Genomic DNA, 19,794 nt, shown 5'->3' with positions numbered 1-19,794 from the left:
ACGTTCGATAAGCGGAAAACAAGATACTCCCGACACTAGCAAACAACCCGTTGGTCGGGGAGCCGCCGTTCGGTTATGCTGACAACAATAGGTTGTCATGGGGGCATCATGAAACTGCATCAGTTACAGGCATTGGTGGCCAGCGCTGACGGCGGCAGTATCCGCGCCGCCGCGAGGCAATTGGGGCTTTCACAGGCAGCGGTTACGCGCGCTTTGCGTGAACTGGAGCAACAACAGGAACTGCCGTTGCTGCTTCGCTCTCCGAGCGGGCTGGGGTTTACGCCGTACGGGAAAACGCTGTTGGCACATGCCCGGTTGGTGCTGAATCAGCTGGAACAGGCTAATAATGAAATGGCGGGGTTACGCGGGTTAGCGCAAGAGCAGGTGAAAGCGGCCATTACGCCGTGGTTGATGTTGACGGTGTTGCCGACGGCGGTGTTGGCCTTTCGCAAAAAGATGCCCAAGGTGAAACTGGAACTGTTTGAAAGCCTGATGGCCAACGCGCAATCACAACTGCGTGAGGGCACGATGGATTTTGCCATCACGCCGCTTCCGGTTTCGATGGCACCGCAGGAGTTTCATTGTGAACCCTTGCTCGATTATGAAACGGCGGTGATGGTGCGGCAGGAGCATTCGTTGAGCCAAAGCACCTCGATTCACCAGTTGCTGGAGCAGGATTGGGTGCTGAACTATACACCGGAAAATCATGACGATTTAATTCATCAACTGTTCAGCCGACACGGTGCTCACCTCGATCCGAATCGTATTATTCATGCGCATTCCCTGGGCATGCTGCAGGCGATGGTAGAGTCGGCGGACATGTGTACCTGGTGTCCGGCGCCGTTGGTCGGCCTGCCGCAGTTTGCCGGGCGCTTGCAGCCGTTGGTGCTGCGGGAAAGTTGCGATCCGGCACGGCTGAATATCGTGACTCGTCGCAACAGCATTCTCAGCACCGCCGCCCATGCGCTGATTGATAACCTGATTCGCACTCTGCGCCAGCACGCCCGCTCCGCACGACAGGAGGACCGACTGATTTATGATCGGGTGCGGCTGTTGATTTAGGAATAGGGAGTGGTACGAGCGGGTTGGAGGGCCGGCTATTCAGGGCGTGAAGCAGACGTCTTCATATCGCAAGAAAACGCTATACCGTATTCCGTGTTAGTTAGACGCTATCTTCATTTTTCGGGGGGATGTGGATACATGAAAAATACGAAATTGCATGTTGTCGTGGCGTGGTAGAGTGTGGGCTGCCCGAAGATCGATTAGAGATTTACGCCATGCAACAAATTGATTTTTACATGATAGATGCCTTTAGCAACACGACTTTTGGCGGTAATGCCGCAGCGGTATGCCCGTTAACAGAATGGTTGCCTGATGAGACATTATTGAAAATGGCCCAGCAGCATAACCAGTCAGAAACAGCATTCTTTGTCGCAAATGATACTGGCTTTGAGTTGCGATGGTTTACCTCCCTGGCTGAAATAAATCTGTGTGGGCATGCCACACTGGCAGCTGCGCACGTTATCTTTGAACATCTTGATTACCCAGGTTCGACTATTCATTTTGCTACCCGATTTGTTGGCCCGCTGACGGTGGTGCGCAACGATAAATGGCTGACGCTTGATTTTCCTGCATGGGAAACCAAGCCTGTCATGCCACCGGCATTATTGCTGGAAACGTTGGGCATCACAGAATGCAAAGAAGTGCGCGTGGCGCGTGATTACCTGGTAGTAATGGAGAATCGGCAGCAGGTCGAAACTGTACGCCCGAATATCAATGGCATGCTTCCCCTGGGAAAAATGGTGTGTATAACGGCTCCAGGTGACGGTGAATACGATTTTGTTAGCCGTTTCTTCTGCCCAGGCGAAGCCGTAGCGGAAGACCCTGTTACAGGTTCGGCGCATAGCATGCTCATTCCTTACTGGGCTGAAAAACTGAATAAAACGCAGATGTTGGCGCACCAGGGATTAGAGCGTGGCGGGGATTTACGCTGCCAGCTAGTGGGCGATCGCGTTTACATCGGCGGACAGGCAACAACCTATCTGATAGGCAAAGTGCTGTTGCGCTAAACCGGCTGGAATGCTGCTCAAAATATAAGGTCTGCTGCCACCCTTAGCCGCCGTTCATCCAATATCCAAAAGCAAAACGCCCGCTTAAGTTTCCTTAAGCGGGCGTCTTTAATATGGCTCCTCTGACTGGACTCGAACCAGTGACATACGGATTAACAGTCCGCCGTTCTACCGACTGAACTACAGAGGAATCGTGTGAACGGGGCGAATAATAGCGGGGTGGTGCGGCTTTGTCAAAGCACTAAACTGCGAAAAAAGTGCGTTTGCTGTCGGAATGAACATGTTGCGTTGTTTTTCGGCATTTATCCCCCCTGTCAGCACTGATTATCACTGTAAAACCCCTGGCGCGATGTTGCACCGGCCTTTGCACATTTACGGTGCGAAGGATCTCGCGGTTGATTTGCATGTGGCCAACATCGCCGAGAAGTTTTTTCACACAATTGCCGCCAGAGCCCCCCACAGAGCCACCTGACGGCAGTGATTGCCCCGTGTTTTCCCTCTGATATGTAGGATGAATAAACAGAAAATATGTATTGGCCGTCACAATGGCTGGATTTTTGCTTGCTTAAATTCGGGTAATGCGACTGCGCTCTCGCGCAAATTATTTTCCCCGTCTACACATAAAGTGACTGCTCCACGCCTCTGGGCGTTTCGCTAAAACAGTGCTGAGGAATACAACAATGTCATCGAAATTGATTAAAAGTCCGCTCGCTGCTCTGCTTATCGGTTGTTTAGGTTCTGCTTTTTATGCTCAGGCCGATATCGTTATCGGCGTCGCCGGGCCGTTCTCCGGGCCGAATGCGACCTATGGCGATCAGTACTGGCGTGGTGCCTCGCAGGCGGCAGCGGATATCAACGCCGCCGGTGGGATTAAAGGGGAAAAAATTAAGCTGGTGCAGGGGGATGACGCCTGTGAACCCAAACAGGCGGTTTCGGTCGCCAACCGCCTGGTCGATCAGGACAAGGTCGCAGCGGTGGTGGGACACTTCTGCTCATCCTCCACCATGCCGGCCTCCGAGGTGTATGACGAAGCCGGTATTATCGCCATCACCCCTGGCTCTACCAACCCGCAGATCACCGAGCGCGGCATGACCAACATGTTCCGCATGTGCGGCCGTGACGATCAGCAAGGGGTGATCGCCACCAATTACATGCTGAATACCCTGAAGGCCAAGCGCATCGCGGTGATCCACGACAAGGACACCTACGGCCAGGGGCTGGCGGATGCCGCCAGGGCGGAAATGAACAAGCGCGGCGTGAAAGAGGTGCTGTATGAAGGGCTGTCGCGCGGTGAAAAAGACTTTAACGCGCTGGTGACCAAAATTGCCTCGGTTAAACCCGACGTGGTCTATTTTGGCGGCTGCCACCCAGAAGCCGGACCATTGGTGCGCCAGATGCGTGAGCAGGGCGTCACCGCCAAGTTCTTCTCCGGCGACTGTATCGTGACCGAAGAGCTGGTGACTGCTGCCGGCGGGCCGCAGTACACCAACGGCGTGCTGATGACCTTCGGTAACGATCCGCGCCAAATCCCGGAAGGCAAGGCGGTGATCGCCAAATTCCGCGCCAGCGGTTTCGAGCCGGAAGGTTATACCCTCTACTCCTACGCCTCTATTCAGGCGATCGCCGCGGCCTTTAACGCCACCGGCGGCAAAGACAGCGCCAAGGCCAGCGAATGGCTGAAATCTCATGATGTGGATACCGTGATGGGCAAAAAGGCCTGGGATAAGAAAGGTGACCTGAAGGTATCGGATTACGTGGTCTATCAGTGGGACGACAAGGGCAAATATCACCAACTCTAAACAATCCTCGGCGTCTTTCAAGCCGCAGCGTTGTTGGCTGCCTACGTTCACCCCAGTCACTTAGTGGACCTAAGCTCCTGGGGATTCACGTACTTGCCGCCTGGCTGCAGTTTGAAATCCATTGAGGATTAACCTGCAAGCGGATCCGCATGTGCTGCGGATCCGCGCCGATTCTTCCCTTGGGCCGCGCCTGCTGTTGCTTGCGGTCCCACCAGGCGAGACTGCTCATTATGGACGTTTTCTTTCTGCAACAATTGATCAACGGCCTGACGCTCGGCGCAGTTTATGGTCTGATCGCCATTGGCTACACCATGGTTTACGGCATTATCGGCATGATCAACTTCGCCCACGGCGAGGTGTATATGATCTCCGCCTACCTGTGCGCCATCGGGCTGGCGCTGCTGTCGTTCTTCGGCCTGCAGTCGTTCCCGCTGCTGATCCTCGGTACGCTGGTGTTTACCATCGTGATCACCGGCGTGTATGGCTGGGTGATCGAACGTATCGCCTACAAACCCTTGCGTAACTCTACCCGTTTAGCCCCCTTGATCTCCGCAATCGGCATGTCGCTGATCCTGCAAAACTACGCACAAATCAGCCAGGGACCACGCCAGCAGGGGATCCCAACCCTGCTGGATGGAGTGTTCCGCCTCAACTTTGACGGCGGGGTGATTCAAATCACCTACACCAAGGTGTTTATCCTGTTCGCGTCGCTGCTGGGCATGGCGATCCTCACTTACATCATTCAACACACCCGGCTGGGGCGCATTTGTCGCGCCACTCAGCAAGACCGCAAAATGGCGTCAATTCTCGGCATCAACACCGATAGGGTCATTTCCCTGGTGTTCGTGATCGGCGCCGCCATGGCCGGCCTGGCGGGGGTGTTGATCACCATGAACTACGGCACCTTCGATTTCTACGTCGGCTTTATCATCGGCATCAAAGCCTTTACCGCCGCGGTATTGGGCGGCATAGGGTCGTTACCCGGCGCGATGCTGGGCGGCCTGCTGCTGGGCGTGGCGGAGGCGCAGTTCGCCGGCATGGTGAACTCGGATTACAAAGACGTGTTCTCCTTCGGTTTGCTGGTGGTGATCCTGATTTTCCGCCCTCAGGGCCTGCTCGGACGGCCAATGGTCGCTAAGGTTTGAGGGGAAAACTTATGTCGCACTCAGAGGTTCACCCAGGGCTGAACGTTAAGCGCAGCCTGCTGGACGCCGTATTGGCCGGGCTGATTGCCCTGATCGTGTTTGGGCCGATCGTCGGCATCGTTCTGAACGGTTACAGCTTTAACTTCGAGCCGCACCGTCTGGTGTGGATTATCGCGGTGGTGATGGCCGGGCGGCTGTTACTGAGCCTGTTTCTGCAAACCACACCGGGCCGTAAATTGCTGACGCGCTTTGACGGCGGTAACGACGGGGTATATGTCAGGCCGATCGGCGCCAGGACCAGCCTGCGCTGGATTATTCCGTTAATGGCGGTCATCGCGCTGCTGTTTCCGTTTGTCGCCACCAAATACCTGCTGACGGTGGCGATACTGGGGCTGATTTACGTGTTGCTCGGGCTGGGCTTGAACATCGTTGTCGGGCTCGCCGGGCTGCTCGATCTGGGCTACGTGGCGTTCTACGCCATTGGTGCTTATGGGCTGGCGCTGGGCTACCAGTATCTCGGCCTCGGGTTCTGGGCGATGCTGCCATTGGGGGCGCTGATGGCGGCGCTGGCCGGCGCGCTGCTGGGGTTCCCGGTGTTGCGTATGCACGGCGACTATCTGGCGATCGTCACGCTGGGGTTTGGCGAGATCATCCGGCTGGTGCTGAACAACTGGATGTCGCTGACCGGCGGGCCGAACGGCGTCTCGGTCCCGGCGCCGACGATTTTTGGCCTGGAGTTTGGCCGACGCGCGAAGGACGGCGGCGTGCCGATTCATGAATTCCTTGGCATCACTTATAACCCTAACCTGAAATTTATCTTTATCTATGCGGTGCTGTTCCTGGTGGTGCTGCTGGTGCTGTACATCAAGCATCGGTTGACGCGCATGCCGATCGGCCGTGCCTGGGAAGCCCTGCGCGAGGATGAAATCGCCTGTCGTTCGCTCGGCTTAAACCACGTGTTGGTCAAGCTGTCGGCCTTTATGATGGGCGCGTCCACCGCCGGGCTGGCCGGGGTGTTTTTCGCCACCTATCAGGGGTTCGTCAACCCCACCTCGTTTACCTTCTTCGAATCGGCGTTGATCCTGGCGATCGTGGTGCTGGGCGGGATGGGATCGACCATTGGCGTGGTGCTGGCGGCGTTCGTGCTCACGGTGGCACCGGAACTGTTGCGCAGCTTCGCCGAGTACCGCGTGCTGTTGTTTGGCGTGCTGATGGTGGCGATGATGATTTGGCGACCGCGTGGGCTGGTGCGGATCAGCCGAACCAGCTTTGCGCCGCGTAAGGGGGTGGCACCATGAGCGACGCAATCTTGCAGGTTGAGCATCTGATGATGCATTTTGGCGGCATCAAGGCGCTCAACGACGTGAATCTGGCGGTCGAACGCGGCTCGATCACCGCGTTGATCGGCCCTAATGGCGCCGGCAAAACCACGGTGTTCAACTGCCTGACCGGCTTTTACCGCGCCACCGGCGGCGCCATCCTGCTTAACACCCACAAACGGCCAACCGACGTGATCCAGGTGCTGGGGCAGAAGTTTCGCGCCGGCGACTGGGTAAACCCGAAGCGGTTGGGATCGCGCCTGTACTACAAAATGTTCGGCGGGACCCATCTGGTCAATCGTGCCGGGCTGGCTCGCACCTTCCAGAACATCCGTTTGTTCCGCGAAATGTCGGTGGTGGAGAATCTCCTGGTGGCGCAGCACATGCTCAGCAACCGCAATCTGGTCGCCGGGGTGCTCAATACGCCAGGCTATCGCCGGGCGGAAAGCCAGGCGCTGGATCGCGCTTTTTACTGGCTGGAAGTGGTGGAGCTGGTGGACTGCGCCAACCGGCTGGCGGGGGAGATGTCGTACGGCCAGCAGCGGCGGCTGGAGATCGCCCGGGCGATGTGCACCACGCCGGAGATGATCTGCCTTGACGAACCCGCCGCCGGGCTGAACCCGGTGGAGACGGCGACCCTGAGCCGCATTATCCGTTTCCTGCGTCAGCACCACGGTATCACGGTACTGCTGATCGAGCACGATATGGGCATGGTGATGGAAATTTCCGATCGGGTGATTGTGCTCGACCATGGCGATGTGATCGCCGAAGGCACGCCGAAAGAAATACAGCATAACGACACGGTGATCGCCGCTTACCTTGGCGCGGATGAAGAGGAGCTGGCGGGATGAGCAATGTGATGTTGGAATTTCGCAATGTGGACGTGTTTTACGGCCCGATCCAGGCGTTGCAGCAGGTCTCGTTACAGGTCAATGAAGGGGAAACGGTGGCGCTGATTGGCGCCAACGGCGCGGGCAAGTCCACACTGCTGATGTCGATCTTCGGCCAACCGCGCATCAGCGGCGGGCAGATCCTGTTTCGCGGAGAAGATATCAGCCAGCGTTCTACCCATTATGTTGCCAGCAGCGGTATCGCCCAGGCGCCGGAGGGGCGACGGATCTTTCCGGACATGAGCGTGGAGGAAAACCTGCTGATGGGCACCATCACTGTCGGCAATCGCTATGTGGATGAAGACCTGCAGCGCATGTTCGAGCTGTTTCCACGCCTGAAGGAGCGGCGCAACCAGCGGGCGATGACCATGTCCGGCGGCGAACAGCAGATGCTGGCGATTGCCCGAGCCTTGATGAGCCGTCCGAAGCTGCTGTTGCTGGATGAGCCGAGCCTGGGGCTGGCACCGATTATCGTCAAACAGATCTTCAGCATTCTGCGCGAATTGACCCGTGGCGGCATGACGCTGTTCCTGGTGGAGCAGAACGCCAACCATGCGCTCAAGCTGTCCGATCGCGGTTATGTGATGGTCAACGGGCAAATCCGGCTGACCGGCAGCGGCGCGGAGCTGTTAAGCAATCAGGAGGTGAGGAAGGCTTATCTGGGCGGCGCTTAAAACTGGCGTTGGATCACGCGCACGTTCAGCCGTACCAGAGCGATGATGCCACTGGACAAGATCCGCAGGCCGCGGGGCAAATCGCGGCGGCGGATATCCAGCAACAACACGGTGCGCACCTGGTCGCTGTCGTTCCACACTTCGTGTTCGAAGGTGTCGTCCCACAGCATAAATTCCCCCTCGTTCAGCCGGTACTCCCGCCCGTCGACTTTCAACACCGCAGCGGGTTCACCGTCGGCGCGTTTGGGCATCGACAACACTAGATAGCCGCGCAGAATGCCGCGGAATGGGCCACGGTGCGCGGGCACCTGTTTGCCGGGTGCCAGGAACGACAATGAGGCTGAAAGCACATCCGGGGAAGAGGCGATCAATTGTGCAAGCTGCGGGCAACGGGCGAGGTTGCGCGCTATCGGCTGCCCATAGGCCTGCATGATAAACATCCGCCAGTCGCGAGCGTCGTTGGCGGAGATCGACGCCTGTTCGCTCATGATCTCGTGAAAACGTGGGATATTACGCAGATCTTGCGCTACGGTCAGCGCTTCCTCGCGTATCTGCTGCCAGTGAGCGGTAAAGCGTTGGGCGTCGGGAAACAGCCGGTTGCTGTCGAGGACCGGTGAACTGCTGATGCGGCGATCGTAAATACGGCGAAGAGCAAGCACAGACCAATCATAGATAGCTGACATAGTGACCTCAATAGCAGTGAGCCGATTTCTCGCCGTCTTAGGGTTGTTTTAGATGTGATTGCCGGACGATCAATTCGCCGGTATACAGCCGTTGTCCGCCGGGTTCGAAGGCCTGCGTCAGGCAGTGAATGCCATCGGCTATCAGCTGCTGCATCGGCTGGCGGTAAGTGGTTAGCTGGTAGCTGGGGGAGGCCGCCAGCTCAATGTCGTCAAAGCCCACCACGGCAATCGGCGCACAGCCCGGCGTGGCGCGTATGGCATCGATAACGCCGACCGCCAGAATGTCGTTCTCGCAAAAAATGGCGTCTATCCGTTGCTCTGCCGGGGTGGCGGCCAGGTAGGTCGAAAAGGCCTCCATCCCGCAAAGACGCTGGTAGTGCGGAGCCTGCAGCACCAGGTTGACCTCACGCTGCTGTTGCGCCAGCGCGGCACGGAAACCGTCCAGGCGGCGCAACTGGGTAGATTCGCTGATTGGCCCCGCCAGATAGCCCATACGCGGGTAATCTTGCTGGAGCAGCAACTCGCCGATATCGAACCCAGCCTGATAACCGTGGGTCGCCAGCACCTGGATATAGGGGCTTTCACTGTAGCGATACAGCACTACCAGCGGAATACGGTGAATGTCCTGCGCCAGGCTGATCAGCCGGTCATTGAGCAGCGTGCCGAGGAACAGCAGCCCGTCCACCTGCATTTGGTCTGCCAGCGTCAGCACCGACTCGTAATCGTGTTCAGAGGTGATATTGAGCAGCAACGCCATATAACCGCGGCTTTGCAACTGCCGGGTCACTTCATCCAGCAGCGTAAAGATATGCGGGTTTTTCAGTTCGTCCGCCACCAGCCCGATGATGCGAGTACTCTTTTTCGACAGGCTGCGCGCCAGCAGGTTAGGGCGATAACCCAATTCACGCGCTGCGGTTTGAACCCGTTGCATGGCCTGCGGTGAGATCGACGCGCCGTCGGTAAAGGCACGCGATACCGTCCATTTAGACACGCCGGCGCGGGCGGCCACATCGCTGGCCGTCGCCTTGCGTGCTGCGGGCGCTTGGGTGGAGCCGGGTTTCTTCGCCATCATCTTTCGCTCGTGATGAAAAAACGGTATGGGTTCAACAGATTAGCACAGCGTGGTCGAATGCGGGAGTTGCCGACGCCGGCGCGAGGATCCTGCGGGCCATCGGCACAACGCAGCGGATCTTTTTAGCGGTATTTTGTGATCCTGATCGGCAGATTTATTATGGCGCATTTGACTTATTTTTAACCCTCTCCAATAGTCCATCGCAAGTGGCATTTGTTGAGCGGTCAAGTTGCTACCTAATTTTGCACCCGGGTGCAGTTAAAATTTGCACCCGGGTGCAATGCGACGAAAACAGTGAAATCCAAGGTTTCGGGAGCAACTATGCTAAATGGCGAAAGAAAAACGGCGCGCCCTCTGCGCTGGGCAATGGTCGGCGGCGGGCGGTTGGGGCAGGTGGGATACAAGCATCGCTGCGGGGCGCTACGGGATAATACCGCTTTTGAGCTGGTGGCCGGCGCGTTTGATATCGTGCCGGATCGCGGCCGCGAGTTTGGCGTGAACCTGGGGGTAGCGGCCGAACGCTGCTATGAAGATTACCACACGTTGTTCGCTCAAGAGGCGCTGCGTGAGGACGGCATTGAAGTGGTGTCGGTAGCGACGCCGAACGGCACGCATTACGAAATTACCCGTGCGGCGCTGCAGGCCGGGTTGCACGTCATCTGCGAGAAACCGCTGTTTTTCACCAGCCAGGAAGCCTATGAAATTAAAGCGCTGGCGGCGGAAAAAAACCTGATCGTCGGCGTGACTTACGGTTTCTCCGGCCACCCGCTGCTGCTGCAAATGCGCGCGATGATCGCCAACGGCCAGATTGGCGAAGTACGGATGGTGGATCTGCAATATACCCACGGTTTTAATGCCACGGACGAAGTGGATCGCCTCAGCGAAGCGCAGAAATGGCGCATTGACCCCAAGATCTCAGGCCCGAGCTTTGTGCTGGGGGATATTTCCACCCACACCTACTACCTCTCCCAATTGGTCATGCCGCAGATGCAGATCCGCGAGCTGCTCTGCGATCGGCAAAGTTTTATTCCCTCGCGTGCGCCGCTGGAAGACAACGCGCTGGTGATGATGCGCTATGAAAGTGGCGCGGTAGGGCGGATGTGGGCTTCATCGGTGAATGCTGGCGCGATGAGCAGCCAGCGCATTCGCATCGTGGGGTCGAAGGCCAGCCTGGAGTGGAGCGACATCAACCCCAGCGAGCTGCGCTACGAGGTGCAGGGGCAGCCAAACCAGACGCTGTATCGCGGCATGGCGTATCTGGACGATACCTGCAACGCCTGGGAACGGCTGGGGGCTTTGCATACCGAAGGCCTGACCGAATCCTGGGCCAACATCTACCTGAAATTTGCTCTGGCTATCGACGCTACCCGCCGCGGCGATCGGCAGGCGCTGGCGCAACTGGTGTATCCGGATATCGACGCCGGGATCGAGGGCGTGCGCTGGATTGAAAACTGCGTGCGTTCCGCCAACCAGGGCGCCCGTTGGGTGGCCTTTGAATAAACCTATTTATCCGGAGCAAGAGCATGAAACTTTCTTTTTGTACCGATAGCCTGGGCCACCTGCCGTTTGAAGCCATGCTGGATCGCCTGGGCGAACTGGGGGTGTTTGGCGTGGAAATGACCACCGGCGGCTGGTCTTCGGCACCGCATCTGGACACCGTGGCGCTGTTGCAGGACGCGGGCAAACGGCGGCGGCTGATGGCGGCGCTGGAAAGCCGCGGCATGAAAATTGCGGCGCTGAACGTTTCCGGTAATCCGCTGGAGCCCGGCGTGCTGGGCGAAAAACACCGCCATGAGACCGACAACACGCTGGCGCTGGCCGCCGGCCTGGGGGTGAAAAAAATTGTTATGATGAGCGGATTGCCGCCTGCGGCGCCCGGCGACAGCATCCCTAACTGGATCACCTATACCGTCAGTTGGCCGCCGACGCTGAAAAACTGCCTGGACTACCAGTGGAACGAGGTGGCGATCCCGTATTGGCAGAAGCTGGTGGATAAGGCGCAGGCGTTCGGCATAGAGAAGTTCGCGCTGGAAAATTTCAGCTCGATGCTGGTGTGGAACCCGGACACGCTGTTCAGGCTGCGCGACGCGGTGGGGCCGATGGTGGGCTTGAACCTCGATCCCAGCCATCTGATCTGGATGGGGGCCGATCCGATTGCCGTCGCACGGCGCCTGGGGGACGCGATCCACCACGTGCACGGCAAAGATGTGCGGCTGGAAAGGGGGATAGTGGCGGTCAACGGGCTGCTGGAAACCCGGCCGGTGGAACAGGTTGCACAACGTGCCTGGAACTATGTGGCCGTCGGGTGCGGGCAGGATTTGCAGTGGTGGAAGGAATTCTTCTCGGTGGTACGCATGATGGGTTACAACGACTGGGTCTCGCTGGAGATGGAGGATCTGACCATGTCGGTCGATGCCGGTATTCATACCTCGGTTGAGGCGTTACAACGCTGCATCAGCCAATAACGCCTGTTTATTTCTGCCAAAGGCCTGCAGGTTTGCAGGCCTTTGCGCGGCAAAAGACTGTCGAAAAAAACAGGCCAATAAAAGTGTGATCTATATCGCATTTACCCCGGCAGTTGGTTAAAATATCGCTACTTCCCGCACCTGTCCGGATCCCGTTTAACATGGAACAAACCCAGGTATCTCGCTCAACCGCCTGGTTGCGCGTGGTCATCCTTGCCGTCTCGGCCTTTATCTTCAATACCACCGAATTTATTCCGGTGGGGTTGCTGAGCGACATCGCCAAAAGTTTCTCAATGCAAACCGAGCAAGTGGGTTTGATCATCACCATTTACGCCTGGATTGTCGCCTCCGCCTCTCTGGTGTGTATGCTGCTCACCAGCAAAATTGAACGGCGCAAGCTGCTGATCGGGGTGTTCATACTGTTTATCGCCAGCCATGTGCTGACCGCAGTGGCCTGGAACTTCACCACGCTGGTGATTTCCCGTGCCGGTGTGGCGCTGGCCCACGCGGTATTCTGGTCGATCACCGCCTCGCTGGCGATCCGGGTCGCCCCGGCGGGCAAAAAGGCGCAGGCGCTGAGCCTGCTGGCCGGCGGTACCGCGCTGGCCATGGTGCTCGGCCTGCCGCTGGGCCGCGTGATTGGTCAGATCCTCGGCTGGCGCATGACCTTTATCGGCATCGCGGTTTGCGCCACCCTGGCGCTGGTGCTGCTGTGGCGTCTGCTGCCGGTGCTGAAAAGCGAGCATTCCGGTTCACTGTCCAGCGTGCCAATGCTGTTTAAGCGTCCGGCGCTGGTCAGCCTGTATATGCTGACCATCATCGTGGTGACGGCGAATTTCACCGCCTACAGCTATATCGAACCCTTTATTCAGACCGTGGCCGGGCTGTCGGAAAACTTCACCACGCTGATGCTGTTGCTGTTCGGCGCCGCCGGTATCATTGGCAGCCTGCTGTTTAGCCGCTTCAGCGAACGTTTTCCGTCGGGCTTTTTCATCGGCGCCATCGCGCTGTTGATGCTGAGCCTGCTGCTGCTGTTGCCGGCCTCCGGCAATGAAAATCACCTGACGCTGCTGTTTGCGGTGTGGGGCATGGCCATTATGGCGATTGGCCTGTCGATGCAGGCCAAGGTGTTAAACCTGGCGCCGGACGCCACCGACGTGGCGATGTCGATCTACTCCGGGCTGTACAACTTTGGTATCGGCGGCGGCGCGCTGCTGGGTAACCAGGTCAGCCAGCATCTGGGCATGGGCAACATCGGTTTTGTCGCTGCACCGCTGGCGCTGATTGCCCTCGGCTGGTGTGTGCTGAACTTTTACCGCGGCGAACGCCTGCAACACCACCACATCCGCTAAGCCCCACCGCACGACAGCGGGCCATCAGTTCGCTGTCGTGCATTGCTACTCCGGTTGAATTTTCTCTCAGCAAAACAGATTGCTGCAGTTTTTTATGCTTAAAATTTTTTCATAGTCTGCTAATTAAATATTTAACTCCGACGCCGAGCCGATAGCATAGAAAACTATCGATTATGTTATGGCGAGGTTAATGGTGAGTGAGTCTTTGGTTGCGGGAAGCGTGGGGGCGGCCCAGTCGCCGATCCATGAACGGGATCTGTCAGCAAGAATAGATGCATTGCCCACCTCCGCCGGGCTGTGGCGGTTTATTGCTTTGCTGGCGTTAGGCGGCTTTTTTGAACTCTACGACCTGTTCCAGACCGGATACATCAGCACCGGCTTAATCGCCGAAGGCATCTTCCATACCGGAGCGCAGGGCGTGTTCGGTGTCTCCGACCAGGCGGCATTCGCCTCCGCCACATTCCTTGGCCTGTTTATCGGCGCCAGCCTGCTCAGCCCCTATGCCGACCGCTTTGGCCGCCGCACCACCTTTATGTTTGCCCTGGCCTGGTATGGCATCTTTTCGCTGTGTCTGGCTTTTCAGCATCAGGCCGAATGGGTGATCTTCCTGCGCTTTTTGGTTGGCGTCGGCTTGGGTATTGAGCTGGTGACGATCGATACTTACCTGACCGAATGGGTGCCCGCACATCTGCGCACCCGGGCGTTTGCCTTTTCCTTCTTCATTCAGTTTCTCTCGGTGCCGACGGTGGCGTTAATGTCGTGGTGGCTGGTGCCGCAAACCATCCTGGGCCTGAGCGGCTGGCGTTACGTGGTGATCGCCGGTGCGGTGGCTTCGCTGGTGATCTGGCTGGTGCGTAAAGGCCTGCCGGAATCGCCGCGCTGGCTGGCACAGCAGCGGCGCTACCCGGAGGTCCGGCAGGTGATGCAGGCGATGGAACGACGTTGCGGCGTCACCCATACGGCGGATTTCCCCGCGCATGACGCGCAAGCACACAGCGAAATGCCGGCGCAGGGGAGCTTTAAGGATATTTGGTCGCCGCGTTACCGCAGTCGTACCCTGATGCTGGTGGTGATGAATTTCTTCCAGGCCATCGGATTCTTTGGCTTTGGCAACTGGCTGCCCGCTTTGCTGGCCGGAAAGGGAGCCTCCATCACCCACAGCTTGCTGTATGCCTTCTTTATTACTCTGGCTTACCCGTTGGGATCGCTGCTGTGCAGCCGCTATGCCGACAAGATGGAAAACAAGTGGCAGATTGTACTTTCCTGCCTGGTGACGGTGATCTTCGGCTCGCTGTTTGCCCTGCAAAACAACCCCGTCTGGCTGATCCTTTGCGGTTTCTTCATCACCTGGTCCAATGCCTGGCTGACCTACAGCTACCATTCTTATCAATCGGAAGTGTTCCCGACCTACATACGCGCCCGCGCTGTCGGCTTCTGCTATTCGTTCAGCCGACTGTCGACGGTATTCAGCAGCCTGATCATCGGCATCATTCTGCAATACGGCGGCTCGGTGGGGGTTATTGCGTTTATCGTGGCCAGCATGCTGATTGTGATGGTGGTGATCGGCGTGTTTGGCCCGAAAACGCGCGGTATCGATCTGGAAAATATCTGAGTACTACTCGCGTGAGATCCTGTGAAATAAAAAGCCCGCTTAAGCTGACCTAAGCGGGCTTTCAGGCTACTGACAAAGCCTTCACTGGTGTTTGGCGTAGGGGCGCTGCATGCTGCGCCCGTTACATCTCTTAGGCGAGATCAAAACGATCGAGGTTCATCACCTTAGTCCAGGCGGCGACAAAGTCGCGTACGAAGCTGCCCTGGGCGTCTGCGCTGCCGTAAACTTCCGACAAAGCCCGCAGCTGAGAGTGCGAACCGAAGATCAGATCGGCACGCGTCGCCGTCCATTTGAGCGCACCCGTTTGGCTGTCGCGCCCTTCAAACACGCCGTCTTCGTTGGCCGCCTTCCAGGTGGTGCCCATATCCAGCAAATTGACGAAGAAGTCGTTGGTCAGCGCCTGTGGGCGTTGGGTCAACACGCCGTGCTGGCTTTGACCGACGTTGGCGTTCAGCACCCGTAACCCGCCCACCAATACCGTCATTTCCGGTGCGGTCAGAGTCAACAGCTGCGCTTTATCGACCAACAGCGCCTCGGCCGGCACGCTGAATTGCTGCTTCAGGTAGTTGCGGAAGCCATCGGCCACCGGTTCCATCGCTTCGAAGGATTCGACGTCGGTCTGCTCCTGCGTTGCGTCCATGCGGCCCGGCGTGAAGGGAACGCTCACCGGGTGCCCGGCGCTGATCGCCGCCTTTTCGATGCCGGCCGCACCGGCCAGCACGATCACATCCGCCAGCGAGACGCGTTTATTACCTGACTGCGCCTGGTTAAAGGCCTGCTGAATACCTTCCAACGTGGCCAGGGTTTGTGCCAACTGAGCAGGCTCGTTCACCGCCCAATCCTTTTGTGGCGCCAGACGAATACGCGCCCCGTTGGCGCCGCCGCGTTTGTCGGAACCGCGGAAGCTGGAGGCGGATGCCCAGGCGGTGGAAACCAGCACCGATACCGGCAGACCCGAGGCCAGGATCCGGGTTTTAAGATCGGCAATATCCTGATCGTTGATCAACTGATGATCGACCGCCGGGATCGGATCCTGCCAAATCAGCTCTTCGGCCGGCACTTCCGGACCGAGATAGCGAGCGCGCGGCCCCATATCGCGGTGGGTCAGTTTGTACCAGGCCCGAGCGAAGGCATCGGCAAGCTGATCGGGATGTTCATAGAAACGACGTGAGATCTTTTCATAGGCCGGATCGAAACGCAGCGACAGGTCAGTCGTCAGCATGGTCGGGCGCTGCTTTTTGTTGGGATCGAAGGCATCGGGAATGGTTTCACCGACGTCTTTGGCCACCCACTGGTGTGCACCGGCCGGACTTTGCGTCAGCTCCCACTCGTATTCGAACAGGTGCCGGAAGAAGTCGTGGTTCCACTGGGTTGGGGTGGTGGTCCAGGTGACTTCCAAACCGCTGGTGATGGCGTCTTTACCCTTGCCGGTACCGAAGCTGCTATGCCAGCCGAGGCCCTGCAGCTCAAGGCCTGCGCTTTCAGGATCGTCACCGACGTGCGACGCCGGGCCCGCGCCGTGGGTCTTGCCGAAGGTGTGGCCACCGGCAATCAGCGCCACGGTTTCTTCGTCGTTCATCGCCATGCGGGCGAAGGTTTCGCGGATGTCGCGCGCCGCAGCGACCGGATCGGGGTTGCCGTCCGGGCCTTCCGGGTTGACGTAGATCAGGCCCATTTGCACTGCGGCCAATGGGTCTTCAAGGTCGCGATCGCCCGAGTAGCGGCTGTTCTGACCGCCGCTCAGTTCCAGCCAGATCTTTTCCGACCCCCAGTAAACATCATCCGGTTCCCAGGTGTCGGCGCGGCCGCCCGCGTAGCCAAAGGTTTTAAAGCCCATGGATTCAAGCGCCACGTTGCCGGTCAGGATAATCAGGTCGGCCCAGGAAATTTTACGGCCATATTTTTGCTTAATCGGCCACAGCAGGCGGCGGGCCTTATCGAGGCTGACATTGTCGGGCCAACTGTTGAGCGGCGCAAAACGCTGCTGGCCTTCACCCGCACCGCCGCGACCGTCGCCGATGCGGTAGGTCCCGGCGCTGTGCCAGGCCATGCGGATGAACAGGCCGCCATAGTGGCCAAAGTCTGCCGGCCACCACTCCTGCGAGTCGGTCATCAGGGCGTGCAGGTCTTGTTTCACCGCCGCCAGATCAAGGCTGTTGAAGGCTTTGGCGTAGTCGAAATCCGGGTCCATCGGGTTGGAGAGGGGGGAGTGTTGGTGCAGCGGCTTCAGGCTAAGTTGGTTGGGCCACCAGTCTTGATTCGAAGGGCCGCGGCGCGGTGCATTCAGTTTACCGCCGCCCGAAAAGGGGCATTTGCTTTCAGTTGTCATGTTGCGCTCTCTGCTTCGTAGGTTGCTCGCCAGACCCGAAATATCTGATGCCTGAGGGAGCCGTTAGCTTGCTATCGCGGGCGAAAGCCCACATCGGGTGTTGCGCTAAGGGTTTATCTAATCAACTGATTTACAAAAATAAAAAATGATCTCTCTTCGTCAGGCTCGCAGCGGGGAGCCTATCGATACTCAGCATTAAGCGTAGTCAGTAGATGCAGATAGATAAAATAGGAATAGTTGAATGTTGTGATAGTTTTTGGCTATTGAATTTTATTTTATTGATAGGGGTGCTGAGGGGAGGGAAGCGAGGCGTTGCGTTAATAAAGGGGATTTCTTGATTAATGCTTTTTTGGTGGGAGGTTATAAAATGGTATCTCTGAGAGGAAATAACCTGTCCAATATTAACCTAATAATAAGCTAATTAATTGTTGGTGTGCTGATAGAGGAATTTCTAGCCAAACTATGGCGATGAGGTTGTGGTTGGAAAGATGATAGGTCTGTTTTGTGCCAGAAGCAGACCTTTCTAAAGCAATTGTGTGTCAACAAAGTGGGCGCAGGTCACGGGCTTATTTCATCGCAGGGATGTTATGGTAAATTGCTTGTCAGTTTGAATGCAGCCTAATCAAACAACCAGGGAAAGGAGAGTAATCGGTATGACGATTTTAGTGACGATACAGGCTCAACTCATTGTTGGAGAAGCGCAGGTGATAAAAAGCCTGGCTCCTGAGGGTATGCTGGCCGCCGTATTTGAAGACGACGGCCAGACCGGGTATTTCTACGCGCTTGATGAGTCCGTTGAAGGAAACCCGATTCAGGATGCAGTGTATATCTACAATGTCGAGGATATTTCAGACGGCCACATTCCTTCTGACGTTAAAATCGGCTGGTCAGAAGACAGTCAGAAGTGCGTGCTCCTTATCAACGGATATCCTCATGGAGCGTTCGATTTCGTTGGGAAAAATGGGTACTGCAGAAGTGGATTTCCTCCCCCGATAAACAAGGTATGGTCTGTGTCCGGCCATGAGTGGAGCGATTCGGTGGATGACTTTTTCCGGTGAGTTACGGTGGGCTTAACGCCTGCCGTTATTATCTATCCATATTGAAAATGTCACTCTGAAGGGGGCGGACGATTTCCTGGACTTTCAGGAGATAAACTATGTATTCAGAATGTCCGCTTCTCGCTCAAAGCGGACCTTATGGCCTAGCTTTCTGTCCAGTCCGTGCCAGAAGTGGACATACCATAGTGCTATTTTTAAAAAAACGATGCTCAGCATTGCGATGTTAAATTCAACTTACAGTAAAACGTTAACCGGGAGGCATGATGGAATGGTACAGCCAAAACAGGTTCGAGGTTCGCCTTGAATGGGGACTTGCAGCTGTCGATTATTTAGCCGAAGAAACAGATTGTGCTGTGATAGTTGACGTTATGTCCTTTTCCACGTGTGTGAGTCTGGCTGTTGAAAATGGTGCCCGAATTTACCCTTATTCGTGGAAAGATGAATCCGCGAACGAATATGGCATGAAAATAGGAGCAAAGGTAGCCAATCCTAACAGAAGATTTAGTGGTGAAGATTACAGCCTGTCGCCTGTTTCTATTCAAAACATAACCGATGGTGAAAAACTGGTACTTCCATCCCCTAATGGATCGGCTATTTCTTTCCGGGCACGGGATGTCGGGATTGAGGTTTTCAGCGGCTGTTTCAGGAATATGTCAGCAACTGCAAATGCATGTAGCACCTTTAAACGTATTCTGATCATCCCCTGCGGAGAGCGATGGCCTGATGGGAGCATCCGTCCTTGTGTTGAAGATTATGTAGCAGCTGGTGGCATTATCGCTGCGATAGGACGCAGAAACTGTTCACCAGAAGCACGGGCAGCATTAGCAGCCTGGCAATTTTATCAACAGCAAAATCTGCGTCCTCTTTACGAATGCTCTTCAGCCAGTGAACTTCAGCAGCGCGGGTTTCAGAGGGATGTCGAACTTTGCCTTGAAACCGATACAGCTAAGCTCGCGTGTCAGTTATACGGGGACGTTTATGCTTCAGGTTTAGAATAACTGATTAATCTGTTCCAGCTCCGTTGACCCCGTACTGCCTGACTATTTTTGCATTTTGCAGAGCAATCGTCCGCTCTTCACCCCAAGCCGCCAACCAAAACCTCAAAAGCAAAAAGCCCGCTCAGGTTTCCCTGAGCGGGCTTCTCTAATATGGCTCCTCTGACTGGACTCGAACCAGTGACATACGGATTAACAGTCCGCCGTTCTACCGACTGAACTACAGAGGAATCGTGTGAACGGCCGGAATCATAACGGGGTGTTGGCAGCATGTCAAAGGCGGATTACGCATTCTGTGACTGTTTGCTTACAGAATGCGCAACCCGTTGACG

Annotated in this window: 16 protein-coding genes and 2 tRNA genes; 13 read left to right on the top strand and 5 right to left on the bottom strand. The window is 56.8% G+C overall.

The window, feature by feature from the left end:
- The first annotated feature begins 108 nt into the window (after positions 1 to 108).
- Complete coding sequence (locus tag M2407_RS10005) at positions 109 to 1,062, top strand: LysR family transcriptional regulator (protein WP_259217866.1); 954 nt, start codon at positions 109 to 111, stop codon at positions 1,060 to 1,062.
- Between the two features lie 215 nt (positions 1,063 to 1,277).
- Positions 1,278 to 2,069 (top strand): PhzF family phenazine biosynthesis protein, encoded by a 792-nt coding sequence (locus tag M2407_RS10000; RefSeq protein WP_130016494.1) that lies wholly within the window; start codon positions 1,278 to 1,280, stop codon positions 2,067 to 2,069.
- 114 nt (positions 2,070 to 2,183) lie between these two features.
- Here the strand turns inward: M2407_RS10000 and M2407_RS09995 are convergent.
- Positions 2,184 to 2,259: transfer RNA gene (locus M2407_RS09995), tRNA-Asn, on the bottom strand.
- A 490-nt stretch (positions 2,260 to 2,749) separates the two neighbouring features.
- Between M2407_RS09995 and M2407_RS09990 the strand changes: the two genes are divergently transcribed.
- The 5 genes from M2407_RS09990 to M2407_RS09970 all read left to right on the top strand — a co-directional run bounded on the left by M2407_RS09990 (position 2,750) and on the right by M2407_RS09970 (position 7,896).
- Entirely contained in the window at positions 2,750 to 3,868 is a 1,119-nt protein-coding gene (locus M2407_RS09990; protein ID WP_020827729.1) for a branched-chain amino acid ABC transporter substrate-binding protein, read from the top strand.
- Positions 3,869 to 4,098: 230 nt separating this feature from the next.
- Positions 4,099 to 5,013, top strand: a complete 915-nt coding sequence (locus M2407_RS09985) for an ABC transporter permease subunit (protein WP_020827728.1) — start codon at positions 4,099 to 4,101, stop codon at positions 5,011 to 5,013.
- 11 nt (positions 5,014 to 5,024) lie between these two features.
- Positions 5,025 to 6,311, top strand: a complete 1,287-nt coding sequence (livM, locus tag M2407_RS09980; protein WP_129940864.1) for a high-affinity branched-chain amino acid ABC transporter permease LivM — start codon at positions 5,025 to 5,027, stop codon at positions 6,309 to 6,311.
- The gene (locus tag M2407_RS09975) at positions 6,308 to 7,183 is read left to right on the top strand and encodes an ABC transporter ATP-binding protein (RefSeq protein WP_044552471.1); all 876 of its coding nucleotides are present in this window, start codon (positions 6,308 to 6,310) and stop codon (positions 7,181 to 7,183) included. The genes livM and M2407_RS09975 overlap by 4 nt, the downstream gene beginning before the upstream one ends.
- On the top strand, positions 7,180 to 7,896 hold the full coding sequence (locus tag M2407_RS09970; protein WP_020827725.1) for an ABC transporter ATP-binding protein: 717 nt from the start codon (positions 7,180 to 7,182) through the stop codon (positions 7,894 to 7,896). Before M2407_RS09975 ends, M2407_RS09970 begins: the two co-directional genes overlap by 4 nt.
- On the opposite strand, the gene M2407_RS09965 is transcribed toward M2407_RS09970, so the two are convergent.
- Both M2407_RS09965 and M2407_RS09960 read right to left on the bottom strand, forming a co-directional pair.
- Positions 7,893 to 8,579 (bottom strand): aspartyl/asparaginyl beta-hydroxylase domain-containing protein, encoded by a 687-nt coding sequence (locus M2407_RS09965; protein WP_020827724.1) that lies wholly within the window; start codon positions 8,577 to 8,579, stop codon positions 7,893 to 7,895. The genes M2407_RS09970 and M2407_RS09965 overlap by 4 nt on opposite strands.
- Positions 8,580 to 8,616: 37 nt before the next feature.
- Positions 8,617 to 9,651 (bottom strand): LacI family DNA-binding transcriptional regulator, encoded by a 1,035-nt coding sequence (locus M2407_RS09960; RefSeq protein WP_115058465.1) that lies wholly within the window; start codon positions 9,649 to 9,651, stop codon positions 8,617 to 8,619.
- A 321-nt stretch (positions 9,652 to 9,972) separates the two neighbouring features.
- Between M2407_RS09960 and M2407_RS09955 the strand changes: the two genes are divergently transcribed.
- The 4 genes from M2407_RS09955 to M2407_RS09940 all read left to right on the top strand — a co-directional run bounded on the left by M2407_RS09955 (position 9,973) and on the right by M2407_RS09940 (position 15,080).
- Positions 9,973 to 11,151, top strand: coding sequence for a Gfo/Idh/MocA family protein (locus M2407_RS09955; RefSeq protein WP_259217859.1), 1,179 nt, complete (start codon positions 9,973 to 9,975; stop codon positions 11,149 to 11,151).
- Positions 11,152 to 11,174: 23 nt separating this feature from the next.
- Entirely contained in the window at positions 11,175 to 12,116 is a 942-nt protein-coding gene (locus M2407_RS09950) for a sugar phosphate isomerase/epimerase (RefSeq protein WP_122079849.1), read from the top strand.
- Between the two features lie 161 nt (positions 12,117 to 12,277).
- Positions 12,278 to 13,468 carry a sugar transporter gene (locus M2407_RS09945; RefSeq protein ID WP_115058468.1) on the top strand — a complete coding sequence of 397 codons (1,191 nt, stop codon included), beginning with the start codon at positions 12,278 to 12,280 and terminating at the stop codon, positions 13,466 to 13,468.
- A 190-nt stretch (positions 13,469 to 13,658) separates the two neighbouring features.
- Positions 13,659 to 15,080 carry an MFS transporter gene (locus M2407_RS09940; protein ID WP_234530175.1) on the top strand — a complete coding sequence of 474 codons (1,422 nt, stop codon included), beginning with the start codon at positions 13,659 to 13,661 and terminating at the stop codon, positions 15,078 to 15,080.
- A gap of 130 nt (positions 15,081 to 15,210) precedes the next feature.
- Here M2407_RS09940 and katG read toward each other — a convergent pair whose 3' ends face one another.
- On the bottom strand, positions 15,211 to 17,409 hold the full coding sequence (katG, locus tag M2407_RS09935) for a catalase/peroxidase HPI (RefSeq protein ID WP_142814848.1): 2,199 nt from the start codon (positions 17,407 to 17,409) through the stop codon (positions 15,211 to 15,213).
- 653 nt (positions 17,410 to 18,062) lie between these two features.
- On the opposite strand from katG, the gene M2407_RS09930 reads away from it, so the two are divergent.
- Together M2407_RS09930 and M2407_RS09925 are read left to right on the top strand one after the other, a co-directional pair.
- Positions 18,063 to 18,467: a DUF2251 domain-containing protein gene (locus M2407_RS09930; RefSeq protein WP_142814933.1), complete on the top strand. Its 405-nt coding sequence runs from the start codon at positions 18,063 to 18,065 to the stop codon at positions 18,465 to 18,467.
- A gap of 263 nt (positions 18,468 to 18,730) precedes the next feature.
- Positions 18,731 to 19,465, top strand: coding sequence for a 2-phosphosulfolactate phosphatase (locus M2407_RS09925; protein ID WP_259217849.1), 735 nt, complete (start codon positions 18,731 to 18,733; stop codon positions 19,463 to 19,465).
- Between the two features lie 151 nt (positions 19,466 to 19,616).
- On the opposite strand, the gene M2407_RS09920 is transcribed toward M2407_RS09925, so the two are convergent.
- Positions 19,617 to 19,692: transfer RNA gene (locus tag M2407_RS09920), tRNA-Asn, on the bottom strand.
- Positions 19,693 to 19,794: the final 102 nt, after the last annotated feature.

Source organism: Serratia sp. BIGb0234 (assembly GCF_024809915.1).
Taxonomy (GTDB): domain Bacteria; phylum Pseudomonadota; class Gammaproteobacteria; order Enterobacterales; family Enterobacteriaceae; genus Serratia; species Serratia liquefaciens.
The sequence above is the reverse complement of the archived record's forward strand: the minus strand, read 5'-3'. Positions and strand labels throughout refer to the sequence as shown.